Here is a 15,305-nt window from a genome sequence, read left to right as displayed (position 1 = left end):
GTCAGGCACCCCCGAGCGCGAGTCGGGCGGAGCCGCCGCCGCCCGGGCCGTCGGGCCAGACCTTCGCGAGCACGTCGCCGACGACGTCCCACTGGCGTCGCTGCTCGGCGAGCGTGGCCGCGCCCTGCGAACTCAGCCGGTAGTGCTTGCGGGGCCGACCCGTGGGCGAGGCGCCCCACTCCGACTCGACGTGGCCGAGCCGCTCGAGCCGGTGCAGCAGCGGGTAGAGCATGCCGTCGCTCCACTCGAGCTCGCCGCCCGAGAGCTCCGAGATCCGCTGCAGGATCGCGTAGCCGTACGACTCGCCCTCGGCGAGGATGCCGAGCACGACCGGCGTGGCTGCGGCGGCCACGAGGTCCTTCCCGATGCGCATGAGTGCCTCCGTCTCGCGTGCCGGTCGGTGCTCCGGCGGATACCTCGCAGTACAAGGTACCTTGCAGCACAAGGTATCACCGGTCGCGGTCGGGCGCGAGCGGTGCGTCGTCCGAACGCACGAGACGATTTCGGCCCGCGGCATTCGCCCCGATCAGGGGTGACGGATGCCGCGGGCCGAGGCCTGGGCGAGGCGTCAGTGCGCGGCGAGTCGACGCGCCCGCCCTTCGATCCGGCCGGTGACGAGGACGCCGCCGAGGATCAGCAGGAACGCGCCCGCGGGAACGCCGCCGCCGACCTGCGAGAGGAAGAGCAGCGGGACCTGCAGGAACGGGATCGGCAGGGCGAGCCACAGCGACACGCGCTTCGCGCGCACCAGGGAGACGCACAGCGCGATCGCGCCGACGAGCCACATGGCGTTGGCGACCATGGCGACCGCGGGGAAGAACTCCAGGTCGATGCCGTTCACGGCGCTCGTGATGGTGCCGATGGTCAGCAGCACCGTGCCCGTCGCCGCGGTGATCGCGCCCCAGCTCGAACGGGCGTACCGGGCCAGCCCGACGAAGAGCACCGCGAGGGCCCAGAGGCTGATCGTGAACATCGCGAGGATCACGCGGGTGCGCGGGTCGATCGTGGGGTCCTCGTCCTGCGGGAAGAGGAACTGGAGCACGCCGATCACGATGGAGAGGGCGCCGGCGGTGACGGCGGCGATGCCCGCGAGGCGGGCGCTCACGCGGCCGATGAGGCGGCCGGGCCGGGGGTACGCACGCGTCGTCGACGGGTGCGACTCGCGGGTCGGGGTCGATCCGGCCGCGAACTCGGCGGCGCGGGCCCGGGCGTCGAGCACGGGGTCGGAGGTGGGGGTCATGGCGTGGCCTTTCGGTCGATTCGGTCGGTGACGTTCCGAAGGTACGAACGGCCGACGCGGCCCGGCATCGGCCGGTCGTCGACGGATGCCGCGACGCGGGTCGCGTCCTCGACGCACCCCGGGTCGGCCCCGACCCGCGACCTCGGACGACCGGAATGCCGACCTTCGTCGCTGTCGCCGGCGGGCGCCCCGCCCGTAGCATCGACGCGTGCCGACCGAACAGACCTCCGCCGCGGGCGCGCCCTCGCGAGCCGCCGATGCAGGCGCCGGCGGCGCCCGCCGGCGCCCGGTCCCAGTCGGCCGGCTGACCGCCGCAGTACGCGGATGGCGTCGCTGGACCACCCCGCTCGACCTCGCGATCGCGGGCGGCATCGCGATGTGGGCGTCGCTCGAGGCGCTGCTCGTGCCCTCCTCCAACCCGCTCGCGCAGCTCGGCTTCGCGCTCGCCGTCTCGGCACCGCTCGTCGTCCGCCGCCGCTTCCCGGCGACCGTGATGCTCGTGGTCGCCGGCGCGCTCGTCGCCCACGCCGCGCTCGCCGGAGCGGACGCCACGTTCAACCCCTTCCCGAGCCTGCTCGTCGCGGCCTACACCGTGGCCGAGCGCGTCCCCACCTGGTGGCTCGCCGCCCTCCTCGGACTCGTGCCCATCGCGGCGATGCTCGCCGCCCACGCGCTCGGCTACTTCGGCTCGCCGGGCATCGAGACCGCGGGCACGGTCTTCCTCGTGTTCTTCGTCGGCGCGACCTGGGCGGCCGGGCGGATCGTGCGCCACCGAGCGATCACGCTCCAGCGCACCCGTGACAGTTCCGACCGCCTCGCGGCCGACGCCGTGGCCTCCGAACGCGCCCGCATCGCCCGCGAGCTGCACGACGTCGTGGCGCACGCGCTCTCGATCGTCTCGCTGCAGGCGGGCGCCGCCGAGCAGTTCCTCGACCGAGACCTCGAGCGCGCGCGACACCACCTGCAGCTCACGCGCCGTACGGCGCAGGAGGCGCTCGGCGAGATGCGGCACCTCCTCGACGTGCTGCACGAGGACGGCGCGGCCTACGCGCCGCAGCCCGGACTCTCAGCGCTCGCGGCACTCGTCGCCGAGACCGAGGCGGCCGGGCACCCCTGCCTGCTCGACGTCGACGAGGCGGCGATCGACCTGCCGGACGGTCTCGCGCTCGCCGTCCACCGGATCGTGCAGGAGTCGCTGACGAACGTCCGGAAGCATGCGCCCGGTGCGCCGGTCGAGGTGCGGGTGCACCGCGGCGACCGGACCGCGGAGGTCGAGGTCGTGAACGGCCCGGCCCGCGATTCGGTCACGCCGGGCGCGGTCAGGTCGGCGGGCGCCGAACGCGGAAGCGGCCGCGGGCTGCCCGGCATGGGCGAGCGCGTCCGCGTGTACGGCGGCACGCTCACCGCCGGGCCGACCGAGTCGGGCGGATGGCGCGTGCGCGCCGTGCTCCCGGTGGAGGATGTCGCGTGAGCGCCGGCAGCGGTTCGGCGCCGCGAGTGCTCGTCGCCGACGACCATGCGCTCGTCCGGTCGGGCATCGTGGGCCTGCTGGAGGCCGCCGACCTCGAGGTCGTCGGCGAGGCGGGCGACGGGCTCGATGCGCTCGAGGCCGCACGCCGCCTCCGTCCGGACGTGGTGCTCATGGACATCCGGATGCCGGGCCTCGACGGCATCGAGGCGACGGCGCGGCTCACCGCGGACCCCGGTGCGCCGCGCGTCCTCGTCCTCACGACCTTCGACCTCGACGAGTACGTCTACCGCGCGCTCCGCGCGGGTGCTGCGGGCTTCCTGCTGAAGGACGCGCCGCCGGAGCGCCTCGTCGACGCGGTCCGCACGGTCGCGCGGGGCGAGGCGCTGCTCGCCCCGACGCTCACGCGTCGCCTCATCGAGCGCTACCTCGCGACGCCGCAACCCGGCGCGAGCGCCGATCCCGCGCCCGACCTCACGCCCCGCGAGCGCGAGGTGTGGCTGCTGATCGCCCGCGGCATGTCGAACCAGGAGGTCGGCGAGCGGCTGTTCCTCAGCGAGGCGACCGTGAAGGCGCACGTCACGCGACTGCTCGCCAAGCTCGGCGTGCGCGATCGCGTGCAGGCGGTCGTCGCTGCCTACGAATCGGGACTCGTGCGGCCCGGCGAGGCCGGGTCGGACTGAGCGTCCGCCGCGTCGTCCGGCTGCTCCGCCCGTTCGGGCCGCTCCGCCCACTCGGGCGCCTCGGGCTCCTCCGGCCCACCGAACCGCGCCGCCGTCGATGAGTCGGCGTCCGTCGCCGCGATCGCCGACCTCGCCGCCTCCAGCCGCGTCAGCAGCCGCAGCCCGGCGAACGTCACGCCGAAGACGATGCCGAGGCCGAGGACCGCGACGAGCGCCCACCGCGGGTCCTCCCGGAGCGCCACGACCACGCCGACGACGACGAGCGCGGCGCCGAGCACCGGCCCGCCGACGAAGAGCGCCACCCCGAGCACGCCCAGCCGCGACCGTCGCCGTTCGAGGCGACGCTCGTCGTCGGTGAGGCCGTCGTCGTGCGCCACGTGCTCATTCTGCCCCCGGCGGCGTCGAGGCATCCGGCCGCCCCGCGGTTGTTCCGCGACGCGGAAGAACCGGGAAAGTTCACCCCCCGATTCGTCGGTCGACCCCCTCGCGGGGCGCGCAGCATGGTTCCACAGACCCCCGGACGGCATCGCAGGAGGCGCCGGACGGACACCACGAGACATCCGCACGCTGCACCGAAGGAGCACCACGATGAGCACCACGAACCGCCCCGGCGACCAGACGCAGACCGCCGCCGAGCTGCAGCTCGAGTGGGACGCCGACCCCCGCTGGGAGGGCGTCAAGCGCGACTACACCGCCGAGGACGTCATCGCCCTCCGCGGCCCGGTCCGCGAGGAGCGCACGCTCGCCCGCCGCGGCGCCGAGAAGCTGTGGGAGAACATCCAGAAGAACACCGGCACCGCCTTCGAGCGCATGGAGGACCCGGAATGGTCTGCCGCGCTCGGCGCCCTGACCGGCAACCAGGCCGTGCAGCAGGTGCGGGCGGGCCTCAAGGCCATCTACCTCTCCGGCTGGCAGGTCGCCGCCGACGCGAACCTGTCGGGCCAGACCTACCCCGACCAGTCGCTCTACCCCGCGAACTCGGTGCCGGCCGTGGTGCGCCGCATCAACAACGCGCTGCTGCGCGCCGGCCAGGTCGAGCAGGGCACCGACGACCGCGACTGGATGGCGCCGATCGTCGCCGACGCCGAGGCCGGATTCGGCGGGCCGCTGAACGCCTACGAGCTCATGCACCAGATGATCGAGGCCGGCGCGGCCGGCGTGCACTGGGAGGACCAGCTCGCGAGCGAGAAGAAGTGCGGCCACATGGGCGGCAAGGTGCTCGTGCCGACCGGCCAGCACATCCGCACCATCAACGCGGCCCGCATGGCGGCGGATGTCGCCGGCGTGCCGAGCATCATCATCGCCCGCACCGACGCGCTCGCCGCGACCCTGCTGACCAGCGACCACGACGAACGCGACCAGCCGTTCGTCACGGGCGAGCGCACCGCCGAGGGCTTCTACAACGTGCAGAACGGCATCGAGCCGGTCATCGCCCGCGGCCTCGCGTACGCCGAGTACGCCGACCTGCTGTGGGTCGAGTCGGCCGAGCCCGACCTCGACCTCGCCCGCCGGTTCGCCGAGGCCGTGCACGCGAAGTTCCCGGGCAAGCGCCTCTCGTACAACTGCTCGCCGTCGTTCAACTGGAAGCGCCACCTCGACGACGACCAGATCGCGAAGTTCCAGCGCGAGCTCGCCGCCATGGGGTACGCGTTCCAGTTCATCACCCTGGCGGGCTTCCACTCCCTGAACCACGGCATGTTCACGCTCGCCAAGGACTACAACGAGCGCCACATGTCCGCGTACGTCAAGCTGCAGGAGGCCGAGTTCGCCTCCGAGGCCGACGGCTACACCGCCACGCGCCACCAGCGCGAGGTCGGCACCGGCTACTTCGACCAGATCGCCACGGCGCTGAACCCCAACAGCGCGACCCTCGCCCTCGTCGGATCGACCGAGGAAGAGCAGTTCCAGCACTGATTCCGATCCCGCTGGTCGAGTAGCGCGAAGCGCGTACCGAGACCCTCCACCGGTCTCGATACGGCCCTGACGGGCCTACTCGACCACCGGGGTCGCACCGAAGGAGACGAGATCATGACCATCACCATCGAGCGGACGGATGCCGCGGCATCCGCTCGCACCGAGCCCACCACGCCCGAGCCGAAGCCGGCGGCCGGCAGCTTCCAGACGGTGCAGCCGCACCTCGAGGTCACCGCGCCGCTCGGTGAGCGGTACGACGAGATCCTGACGCCCGAGGCGCTCGCGTTCCTCGCGAGGCTGCACGACCGGTTCGCGCACACGCGGCACGAGCTGCTCGCCGTCCGCCTGCAGACCCGGGTCGACGCGGCGAACGGCCGCGACCCGAAGTTCCTCCCCGAGACCGAGTGGATCCGCAACGACCGCACCTGGCGCGTCGCGGGCGCCGGCCCCGGCCTCGAGGACCGCCGCGTCGAGATCACCGGCCCGACCGACCGGAAGATGGCGATCAACGCGCTGAACTCCGGCGCGAAGGTGTGGCTCGCCGACCACGAGGACGCGACGAGCCCCACCTGGGCGAACGTCGTCGAGGGGCAGCTGTCGCTCTTCGACTTCCTGCGCGGCGAGCTCGAGTACACGAGCCCCGAGGGCAGGGAGTACCGCGTCACCGCGACCGAGACGCCCACCATCGTGTTCCGGCCGCGCGGCTGGCACCTGGTCGAGAAGCACCTGAGGTTCCACGACCGGGCAGGGCGCGCGATGCACGCCTCCGGCTCGCTCGTCGACTTCGGGCTCTACTTCTTCCACAACGCGAAGGCCCTCATCGAGGGCGGGCGCGGCCCGTACTTCTACCTGCCGAAGCTCGAGTCGCACCGCGAGGCGAAGCTCTGGAACGACATCTTCACGTTCGCGGAGCAGGAGATCGGCATCCCGCACGGCACCATCCGCGCGACCGTGCTGATCGAGACCATCCAGGCCGCGTTCCAGATGGAGGAGATCCTCTACGAGCTGCGCGACCACTGCGCCGGCCTCAACGCCGGGCGCTGGGACTACATCTTCTCGATCGTGAAGACGTTCCGCTCGCGCGGCCGCCGCTGGGTCATGCCCGACCGCAAGTCGATCACCATGACGGTGCCGTTCATGCGGGCGTACACCGAGTTGCTCGTCTCGACGTGCCACCAGCGCGGCGCGCACGCCATCGGCGGCATGAGCGCGTTCATCCCGAACCGCCGCGACCCCGAGGTCACCGAGCGCGCGCTCGCCGCGGTCTCGGCCGACAAGCGCCGCGAGGCGGGCGACGGGTTCGACGGAACCTGGGTCGCGCACCCCGACCTCATCCCGACGGCCCGCGCCGAGTTCGACGCGGTGCTCGGCGACCGGCCGAACCAGGTCGACCGCCTCCGCGAGGACGTGCAGGTCACCGCCGCGCAGCTGCTCGACATCCCGTCGGTCGGCGGCGAGGTCACCGAGGCGGGCGTGTACGACAACGTCTCGATCTGCATCCGGTACATCGAGTCGTGGCTCCGAGGGACCGGTGCCGCGGCGATCGACAACCTGATGGAGGACGCCGCGACCGCGGAGATCTCGCGCTCGCAGGTGTGGCAGTGGCTGCACGACAACACGGTCACCGCCGAGGGCACGCGCATCGACCAGACGTCGATCGTGCGGATCATGGCGGCCGCCGTGGCCGACCTGCCCCGCTTCGAGGGCGACCGGTTCGACGATGCCATCTCGGTGTTCCGGTCCGTCGCGCTCGAGCCCGAGTTCCCGACGTTCCTCACCGTCGGGGCGTACGCCCGGTTCCTGTAGCCGGTCGGCGGTCGAGGAGGACGCGCAGCGCCTCACCCGGTGGTCGAGTAGGGCGCGCAGCGCCCGTATCGAGACCGAAGGAGCGGATGCCGCGGGACGGGAAGCCCGCGGCATCCGCTTCGCCGTGTCAGCGGAGGGGGACCGGCACGTCGACGCCGCCCTCGGGCGTGAGGCGCGCGTTCATCTTCACGAGGGTCGGCGCGGGCACGAAGCCGCCGGCGAAGAGCGCCTCGCCCTGCCGGAACCACGGCGAACGGGCGATCAGGCCGGTCGGCGCGTAGCCGAAGTACGTCGCGAGTCCCTCGAGGTCGATGGGCGAACTCATCTTCATCAGGGCGAGGTTGTCGCACTGCGAGATGATCCCCGGATGCACCTTCGAGGGCCGCTGCGTCGACAGCAGCAGCCAGAGGCCGAACTTGCGACCCTCGGCGGCGATCTGCACGAGACGTTCGCGCACGGCGATCGCCACGGGGGAGTCGAGCTGCGGCGAGCAGAGGTTGTGCGCCTCGTCGATCACGAGCAGCACGGGCCGGCGCTCCTCGCGCCTGGCCCACAGCTCGTCGAGCACGGCGAGCGCGACGACGAGCTGCTGCTCGGGCGTCGAGAAGCCGCCGAGGTCGAGCACCGTGGCATCCGGCCGCTCGTCGATGACGTCGGTCGCGGCGCCGTCGGCCCCCGCCCATACCTCCCACTCCATCAGGCCGAGGTTCTCGACGCGGAGCGCCAGCTCGCGGTGCACGGGATCGTCGGACGCCCGGAGCGTGGGCAGCACGGCCGCGAGGTCGGTCGTGTCGAGCGTCTCCCGCAGGTGCACGAGCGCGTTGTACTCCTCGCGGTCGACCACGGGGTCGAGCTGCAGCACCGCGGCCTTCGAGGCCATCGGCATGCCGACGAAGCGTGCGCGCAGCGGTTCGGCGCCCGGCACGTTCGGTCGAAGCACCCGGATGTCGCGCTCGCGCAACGCGTCGGCCGTCGGGCCCGTGGCGCCGGGGTTCAGTTCACCGAGGCGCACGAAGTCGGAGTTCGGATCGAACACGACGATCGGCAGCGCCGTGTGCGCGATCACCTGCTCGAGCACGACGCCGAGCGCGTAGGTCTTGCCCGACCCGCTCTGCCCGCACCAGAACGTGTGCCGGTTGAACCGGTGCGGCAGCAGCTTCGCCGGGCCGCCGGGCGGGGTCAGGTCGGTTCCGATCTCGAGCGCGGCGCCGGTCGCCGAGTGCAGCAGGTCGACCGACGCCGGGTCGACCGCGGCCACGCTCGCGGCGATGAACGGCAGCGTCGCGCGCGTCTCGAGGAGGCCGTCGGCGATCATGCCGAGCAGGCGCCCGCGGAGGTGCCCGCGCTCCTCGTCGCGCTGCTCGACGAGGCCCAGCTGGCGTCGCTCGCCGTCGTCCACCACGACGAGCGCGCCGACGACGAAACCGTCGACGGGCCCCGGGATGTGGAACGAACGGCCGTCGTCGGAGCGGGCGATCACGCGGTCGGAGGTGGCATCCATGCGCCGATCCTCCCATCCGCCGGTGCCGTGCGACACGGTGGCGGCGCGCGACGCTCCCCGAATCGATGGACCGGATCGCGCACGCACGGGTAGCGTCAGCCGTGTGACCGTCACGATCCGGCCCGCGACCCCGGGCGATGCCGAGGCCCTCGCGCGCCTCGCCGCCGTCACGTTCCCGCTCGCGTGCCCGCCGTCGACGACCGCCGACGCGATCGCCTGGTTCATCGCCGAGCAGCTCAGCGAGGTGCGCTTCGCCGAGTTCCTCGCCGATCCCGATCGCACCATCCTCGTCGCCGAACCCGATCGCTCGACCGGGGCGGGCATCGCGCTCGCCGGGTCCGAGGAGGTCGCCGCGACCGGCGGCCTGGTCGGCTGGTCGATGCTCGTCGCGACCGAGGGCGGCGTTCCCGCCGATGCGGATGCCGCGGCGAGCGTCACGACGCGCCCGGCGATCGAGCTCAGCAAGCTGTACGTGCACCCCGTCGCGCACGGCGCCGGCATCGCCGGCACGCTCATGGTCGAGACGCTCGACGCGGCGGCCGACACGGGGGCGTCGGTCGTGTGGCTCGGCGTGAACCATGAGAACGGCCGCGCCATCCGCTTCTACGAGAAGCAGGGCTTCGAGGTCGTCGGCACGAAGGGCTTCCGGCTCGGCGACCGGATCGAGCACGACCACGTGCTCGAGCGCGCGCTGCGATAGCCCTACTTCGCGGCCTTCACGTGCTCGTAGGCCGCGAGTGCGGCCGCGCGGGTCTCCCTCAGGTCGACGATCGGCTCGGGGGAGTCGCCGTCGTCGAGCTCGGGCACCCACCGCCCGACGTACCGGCCGTCGGGGTCGAACTTCTCGCGCTGCAGCTCGGGGTTGAACACGCGGAAGTAGGGCGCGGCATCCGCCCCCGACCCGGCGACCCACTGCCAGCCGAACGGGTTCGACGCGTGGTCGGCGTCGACGAGCGTGTCCCAGAACCACTGCTCGCCGCGGCGCCAGTCGATGAGGAGGTTCTTCGTGAGGAACGACGCCGTGATCATGCGCGCGCGGTTGTGCATGCCGCCCGTGTGCCAGAGCTCGCGCATCGCGGCATCCACCACCGGCACGCCCGTGCGCCCGCGCTCCCAGGCGGTGAGCGTCGACGGGTGCAGTCGCGGCCAGGGGAACGCGTCGAACTCGCTGCGCCAGTTCTTCGTGGCGAGCTCGGGGAAGTGGAAGAGCACGTGCCAGGCGAACTCGCGCCAGCCGACCTCGGCGAGGAACTTGCGCGCGCCCTCGGTGCCGGCCGCGCGCTCGCGCGTCGAGTGCCACACCTGGTGGGGGCTGATCTCGCCCCAGCGCAGGTGGGGCGAGAGCCGGCTGGTCTGCTCGCGGTCGAGCCGGTCGCGGCCGGTCGCGTAGTCGGCGAGGTCGTCGGCGAGGAAGGCGCGGAGCCGTCGGTGCGCCGCCGGCTCGCCCGGCTCCCACGTCTCGCGGAGTCCGCCCGCCCAGTCGGGGTGCGTCGGGAGCAGTTCCCAGTCGTCGAGGTCGTCACCGGCCGGGCCGCCGCGCCCGTCTGCGCCGCCGAAGCCGTCGAGCTCGCTCGGTGCGGGCAGCGGATGCCGCGGCTCATCGGCCGCGAGGCACGCCTTCCAGAACGGGGTGAACACCGAGAACGGCGTGTCCGATCCGGTCCGGATCGTCCACGGCTCGAAGAGCAGCGACGCACCGAAGCTCCGCACCTCGAGGCCGTCGTCGGAGAGCCCGGACTTCAACTCGGCGTCGACCTCGCGCTCGGCGCCGCCGTAGCGGCGGTTCCAGAAGACCGCGCCGGCGCCGACCTCGTCGACGAGCGAGCGGATGACGCGCCTCGCCGGCCCGCGCCGGAGCACGAGGCGCACGCCGCGGTCGCGCAGGTCGCCCGCGAGCGAGGCGAGCGAGTGGTGCAGCCACCACTTCGCCGCGCCGCCGAGCGGGCGCACGCCGTTCGAATCCTCATCGAGCACGTACACGGCGACGATCGGGTCGCCGCGCTCGACCGCGGCGTGCAGCGCGGGGTGGTCGCCGACGCGCAGGTCGTCGCGGAACCAGACGATCGACGGCGTGGCACCCATGGCTCGACGCTAGCCGAGGCATCCGTCACTCGACTCGTGCGCGTGCGGCCCGCACCCGGTTCACAGGAGATCGGAGGCTGCCGGTCCCCTGCGAACCGGGTGGGCGCGGTCAGAACCGGAGCGAACGGAGGTAGTCGTACCCGACCTCGGCCGTCTGCAGCAGCGTGACGTCGGGGGTGTCGTTCTCGACGATGTACTCCTCGACCGCGTGCGCCCGGAAGATCCGGTCGAACGCGATCGTGCCGGTGCCGAGGTCCGCCATGTCGCCGCCGACGTGGCGGTCCTTCACGTGGAACTGGCGCACGCGCTGGGGTGCCTTGTGGATGGTGTCGATCGCGAACTGCACCGGGTCGGCCGCACCGGTGTTCACGCCGCCCGTGACCGCCCAGTACAGGTCGATCTCGAGGTGGACGAGCGCGGGGTCGAGGCGCTCGGTGAGCACCTCCCACGGCGTCACGCCGCCGCCGAGGTCGGTCGTGAACTCGTGGGCGTGGTTGTGGTAGCCGTAGGCGATGCCGTACGAGGTCGCGGCCTGGGCCTCGACGTTCATGCGGTCGGCGAGCGCCTGCCAGTCGGAGAGGGAGTTCGAGGCGAAGTACGGCACGTTCAGGTACTTCTGGCCGAGCGTCGCCGCGTTCTCGAGCTTGACCGCGAGTGCCGCGTCGTCGCCCGACACCCCGTCGTGCGATGAGGTGGCGCGGATCCCGATCGAGTCGTAGAACGCTCGCAGCTCGGCCGCCGTGCGGCCGAAGTAGCCCAGCGCCTGCTCGACCTTGGGGTAGCCGAGGTCGGCGATCGCGCGGAGCGTCGTGTCGTAGTCACCGGGGCCCCAGGGCGCACCCAGGCCCTCGCGCACCGTCCAGAGCTGGAGGCTGATCTTGCCGGGCGGGACTCGCTTCCACGGCTTGGTCGCGACATCGGCCACCGCCGGCGCCGCGCCACCGCCGAGCGTGAATGCGGCAGCGGAGGCGCCGAGCAGTCCCATCAGCACGCCGCGCCTGCTGATGCCTCGCTGGGTGAGCGAGGCCTGCATCGCCTGGTCGCCGTCGAATCCGTAGCACATAGGGGGTTCCTTTCGTGAGAGCTCCGTCGCCCTCGCTCGCCTTCGAGCACGTGCCGTCAACTTTCGTCGAAGAGGTGCATTAAGTCAATGAATGTTGCGTCGGATGCAGCATAAGTCGCGCAGTGCAGGCGAGAAGTGCGGACGCACCGGTTCGCCGAACGACTGCCGGCCGATCCGGATGGGGCCTCGATACGTGGCCCGCACCCACCGCGGAGGGGCCCTACGACGGGTCGTCGGCGACGCGCAGCACGAGCTTGCCGCGCACGTGACCGCCGCCGAGGCGCGTGTGCGCGGTCTCGCCCTGCTCGAGCGGGAAGACCTCGTCGACGTGCACCCGGATCGCGCCGTCGTCGACGAGGCGCGAGATCACCGACAGCGTGCGCGCGTCGGGCGAGACGACGAAACCGGTCGAGCGGATGCCGCGTGCCGCCGCCTCCTCGGCCATCGTCGGCCACGACTTCGTGGGCACGTTCACGATGAGGCCTCCGCGGCGGATCACGTCGAGCGAGCGCGTGCCGGTGTCGTCGATGACGTTGCCGATGAGGTCGATCACGACGTCCTGTTCGCCCGCGACCTCCTCGAATCGCTCCGAGGTGTGGTCGATGACGCGCTGCGCGCCGAGCGAGCGGAGGAAGTCGGCGTTGCGGGGCGAGCCCGTGGCCGTGACCTGGGCGCCGAAGTACGTCGCGAGCTGCACCGCGAAGTGGCCGACCCCGCCGGCGCCCGCGTGGATCAGCATGCGCTGGCCGTCGTGCGCGCGGGCGACGTCGACGACCGCGCCCCACGCGGTGAGCGCCGCGCACGGGATCCCGGCCGCCTCGACGAAACCCGTGCCGATCGGCATGGGCGCGACCGACATCGAGGGGACGGAGACGACCTCGGCGTACGTGCCCGTCATCCGAGGCACGCGGCCCATGCCGTAGACCCGGTCGCCGACCTTCAGCGGATGCGCGGCGTACGGCACCTCCTCGACGACGCCCGCGAAGTCGAGCCCGAGGATCGCGGGGTACGAGGCGATCGCGGCGGAGACGCCGCGTCCGAGCTTGGTCTTCCGGTCGATGGGGTTCACGCCGGCGGCGATCACCCGGACGAGCACCTCGTCCAGCACCCGGATCGGCGCGGGCACCTCCGCCAAGCGGAACGTCGCACCCTCGCCCGTCTCGTCGACCACCAGTGCCCGCATCGTTCCCCCTCCGCACGCCGCCCGTCCGACCATTCTGCGGCACATTAGGCTGCGGACGACCGGCTGATTCGAGGGGGATGCATGCGCGCGCTGTTCGGGGTGCTCCGGGTCGTCGCGGCGGCGGCGGTGATCGTCGCCATCGTCGGCCAGTTCGTCGTCAGCTGGTCGATGGTCGAGGACCGCGCGGCGTTCGTCGTCAACTTCTTCAGCTTCTTCACGATCCTCTCGAACGCGCTCACGGCGCTCGTGATGCTCGTCGGTGCGTGGCTGGCGCTCGCCCGCCCCGCCGACCCGCCGTGGTTCGACCTCGTCCGCGCGTGCGCGACGACCTACATGGCGACGACGTTCGTGGTCTACAACCTGCTGCTCCGCGAGATCTCGCTCGACCAGGCGACGACCGTGCCGTGGTCGAACGAGATCCTGCACGTGTGGGCGCCGCTCTACGTCGTCGCCGACTGGGTGCTCGCGCCGGGCCGGCACCGCATCCCATGGCAGCGGCTCTGGACGATCGCGCTCTTCCCGCTCGCCTGGGCGGTCTACTCGCTCGTGCGCGGGGCGCTCATCGGCTGGTATCCCTACCCGTTCCTGAACCCGGCGCAGCCCGCGGGCTACGGCGGCGTCGCCGTCTACGTGATCGCGATCGCGGCCTTCATCCTGCTGGTCGGGGCGGGCGTGCTCGCGCTCAGCCGCACGCCCTGGCCGCACGCCGCGCCGATGCCGGCCGCAGCCGGTCGCGGGGCTCCGACGGCACGGTCCGCCGGGTCGGGCGGCGCGACGGATGCCTCGACGGCACCCGACCCGGGCGCCGACCGGGTCACGACCGGCTGAGCCATCCCGCGACCGTGTCGCGCATCGTCGCGGTCTGCGCCGCCTGGCCGTCATCGCGCGCCGGAACGCGTGCGAAGTCCGCACCGAGGCCGGCCGCCCAGCGCTCCGCCAGCTCGAACGGGTGCACCGGGTCGCGCGGCGCGCCCACGACGAGCGAGCGGATGCCGCGGCTCGCGAGCCCGCCGAGCTCGGCGTCGGACGCGAACGCGCGGTTGCGGGGGATCTCGACGAGGCGGATGGCGCGGCGCGCGGCATCCGTCGCCTGGAACTGCGCGAGCAGGCCGCGGCCGCCGATCGGGGAGGCCTCGGCCACCCGGAGGTAGGGATCGGTGCGCGCGAACCGCTCCGCGCCGCCGCGGGGTCCGTGCTCGCGCAGGAGCTCGCCGATCACGGGGAACGCCCGCAGGTTCGGCGGGAGCGAGACGTCGCCGAAGGCCGGACGGACGAACACCGCGCGCTCGACGGGCAGCAGCCCGCGGAGGGCTATGCGCAGGGCGATCGCGGCGCCCATCGAGATGCCGACCAGCGTGATCGGGCGGCGCGGCGCATTCCCGCCGCGGGATGCCGCGTCGCCGGGCTCGGCGACGACCTCCGCGGCGATCTCGTCGGCCAGCCGGTCGAGCGCGAAGTCGGCGGGTCCGCCGACGAGCGGCGAGGCGCCGTGCGCGCGCACGTCGGGTGCGACGACGCCGCGGCGGTCGCGGGCGGGCCCGTCGGCGTCGGGCGCGCCGAGCACCGGCCCGAACAGGTCGAGCGGCTGGCGGCGGTCGGCGCCGAGACCGTGCAGGAGCACGAAGCTCACGCGAGCGGCCCCGGGCGGTAGAACGAGCGATCGGGGGCGCCGCCGGTGCGTGCGGGCTGGGCGGAGCCGGGCTGCGGCCGGATCGCCTCGAGGAGCATGCCGGCGAGGCGCACGAGCTGCGCGATCTGGTCCTCGTCGCGATCGACCCACCGGCACGTCGGGTCGCCGACCGGAACGAAGCCGTCGTGCTGCTCCCACACGACGAGCGTGCGCTCGGCGCCGAGCACGTACTGCTGCCACCACACCTGCCGGAGGTACCCGCGCGGAATGCCGCGCCACGGCTTCGACGTGGTCTTGATCTCGCAGAGCTCGAGCGTGCCGTCGCCCCGCACCGTGAGCCCGTCGGGCGTCGCGAGGTGCCGCCGGTCGGCCTCCGCGTGGAAGAGCAGGCTCGAGGGCGCGATGCCGTGCTCCGCGCGGACCCACCGGGCGATCACCGGCTCGCGCTCGCGACCGTGGTCGGTGTACCGGCTGCCGCCGAACCCGCGGCTGCGCCCGCCGTAGACCTTCTCGCTCGCCGCGGCCCGAACGGATGCCTCGGACGCGAGCTTCGCGGCATCCGTCGCCGTCACGCCCTGCGCCCGGGCCCGCAGCCAGGCCACGCGGTCGCCCGAGTCGGCGACGATGCGGGTCTCGTGCGGCAACGGAGGCTGCCGGAGCGCCGACGCGACCCGCGGAGCGACCGACTCGAGGTCGAACAGCGCGAAGGGGGTGTCGGTCACCCGACCACGCTAC

At 73.0% G+C, this 15,305-nt stretch carries 15 protein-coding genes; 6 read left to right on the top strand and 9 right to left on the bottom strand.

Going from position 1 to position 15,305, the window contains the following annotated elements; translation table 11 throughout:
- Position 1: 1 nt before the first annotated feature.
- The gene (locus GJ743_RS02235) at positions 2-373 is read right to left on the bottom strand and encodes a PadR family transcriptional regulator (protein WP_155050282.1); all 372 of its coding nucleotides are present in this window, start codon (positions 371-373) and stop codon (positions 2-4) included.
- Between the two features lie 195 nt (positions 374-568).
- Positions 569-1,240 carry a hypothetical protein gene (locus GJ743_RS02230; RefSeq protein ID WP_155050281.1) on the bottom strand — a complete coding sequence of 224 codons (672 nt, stop codon included), beginning with the start codon at positions 1,238-1,240 and terminating at the stop codon, positions 569-571.
- Positions 1,241-1,448: 208 nt separating this feature from the next.
- On the opposite strand from GJ743_RS02230, the gene GJ743_RS20065 reads away from it, so the two are divergent.
- Together GJ743_RS20065 and GJ743_RS02220 are read left to right on the top strand one after the other, a co-directional pair.
- Positions 1,449-2,711 (top strand): sensor histidine kinase, encoded by a 1,263-nt coding sequence (locus GJ743_RS20065; protein ID WP_155050280.1) that lies wholly within the window; start codon positions 1,449-1,451, stop codon positions 2,709-2,711.
- A complete protein-coding gene (locus GJ743_RS02220) occupies positions 2,708-3,391 on the top strand; it encodes a response regulator transcription factor (RefSeq protein WP_328288703.1) in 684 nt (227 codons plus the stop codon). Before GJ743_RS20065 ends, GJ743_RS02220 begins: the two co-directional genes overlap by 4 nt.
- On the opposite strand, the gene GJ743_RS02215 is transcribed toward GJ743_RS02220, so the two are convergent.
- A complete protein-coding gene (locus GJ743_RS02215) occupies positions 3,346-3,768 on the bottom strand; it encodes a hypothetical protein (protein ID WP_155050278.1) in 423 nt (140 codons plus the stop codon). The two genes, GJ743_RS02220 and GJ743_RS02215, sit on opposite strands and share 46 nt — an antisense overlap.
- A gap of 211 nt (positions 3,769-3,979) precedes the next feature.
- Here GJ743_RS02215 and aceA point away from each other — a divergent pair, with 211 nt between their 5' ends.
- Entirely contained in the window at positions 3,980-5,305 is a 1,326-nt protein-coding gene (gene aceA / locus GJ743_RS02210) for an isocitrate lyase (RefSeq protein ID WP_155050277.1), read from the top strand.
- Positions 5,306-5,419: 114 nt separating this feature from the next.
- A complete protein-coding gene (gene aceB / locus GJ743_RS02205; protein ID WP_155050276.1) occupies positions 5,420-7,111 on the top strand; it encodes a malate synthase A in 1,692 nt (563 codons plus the stop codon).
- A gap of 127 nt (positions 7,112-7,238) precedes the next feature.
- Here the strand turns inward: aceB and GJ743_RS02200 are convergent, their stop codons facing one another.
- Entirely contained in the window at positions 7,239-8,612 is a 1,374-nt protein-coding gene (locus tag GJ743_RS02200) for an ATP-binding protein (protein WP_155050275.1), read from the bottom strand.
- A gap of 103 nt (positions 8,613-8,715) precedes the next feature.
- On the opposite strand from GJ743_RS02200, the gene GJ743_RS02195 reads away from it, so the two are divergent.
- Complete coding sequence (locus GJ743_RS02195) at positions 8,716-9,312, top strand: GNAT family N-acetyltransferase (RefSeq protein ID WP_328288702.1); 597 nt, start codon at positions 8,716-8,718, stop codon at positions 9,310-9,312.
- A gap of 2 nt (positions 9,313-9,314) precedes the next feature.
- Here GJ743_RS02195 and GJ743_RS02190 read toward each other — a convergent pair whose 3' ends face one another.
- The 3 genes from GJ743_RS02190 to GJ743_RS02180 all read right to left on the bottom strand — a co-directional run bounded on the left by GJ743_RS02190 (position 9,315) and on the right by GJ743_RS02180 (position 12,940).
- Positions 9,315-10,694, bottom strand: coding sequence for a cryptochrome/photolyase family protein (locus GJ743_RS02190; RefSeq protein WP_155050273.1), 1,380 nt, complete (start codon positions 10,692-10,694; stop codon positions 9,315-9,317).
- Positions 10,695-10,803: 109 nt separating this feature from the next.
- Positions 10,804-11,757, bottom strand: coding sequence for a sugar phosphate isomerase/epimerase family protein (locus GJ743_RS02185; RefSeq protein ID WP_155050272.1), 954 nt, complete (start codon positions 11,755-11,757; stop codon positions 10,804-10,806).
- 220 nt (positions 11,758-11,977) lie between these two features.
- Positions 11,978-12,940 (bottom strand): NADP-dependent oxidoreductase, encoded by a 963-nt coding sequence (locus tag GJ743_RS02180; protein ID WP_155050271.1) that lies wholly within the window; start codon positions 12,938-12,940, stop codon positions 11,978-11,980.
- Between the two features lie 81 nt (positions 12,941-13,021).
- Here GJ743_RS02180 and GJ743_RS02175 point away from each other — a divergent pair, with 81 nt between their 5' ends.
- On the top strand, positions 13,022-13,768 hold the full coding sequence (locus tag GJ743_RS02175) for a Pr6Pr family membrane protein (RefSeq protein WP_196216881.1): 747 nt from the start codon (positions 13,022-13,024) through the stop codon (positions 13,766-13,768).
- On the opposite strand, the gene GJ743_RS02170 is transcribed toward GJ743_RS02175, so the two are convergent.
- Entirely contained in the window at positions 13,755-14,570 is an 816-nt protein-coding gene (locus tag GJ743_RS02170; RefSeq protein ID WP_155050270.1) for an alpha/beta fold hydrolase, read from the bottom strand. The two genes, GJ743_RS02175 and GJ743_RS02170, sit on opposite strands and share 14 nt — an antisense overlap.
- Positions 14,567-15,292, bottom strand: coding sequence for a YqaJ viral recombinase family protein (locus GJ743_RS02165; protein ID WP_376861922.1), 726 nt, complete (start codon positions 15,290-15,292; stop codon positions 14,567-14,569). The genes GJ743_RS02170 and GJ743_RS02165 overlap by 4 nt, the downstream gene beginning before the upstream one ends.
- Positions 15,293-15,305 lie beyond the last annotated feature (13 nt).

The organism is Agromyces bracchium (assembly GCF_009709675.1).
In the GTDB taxonomy this organism is placed as follows: Bacteria; Actinomycetota; Actinomycetes; order Actinomycetales; family Microbacteriaceae; genus Agromyces; species Agromyces bracchium.
The sequence above is the reverse complement of the archived record's forward strand: the minus strand, read 5'-3'. Positions and strand labels throughout refer to the sequence as shown.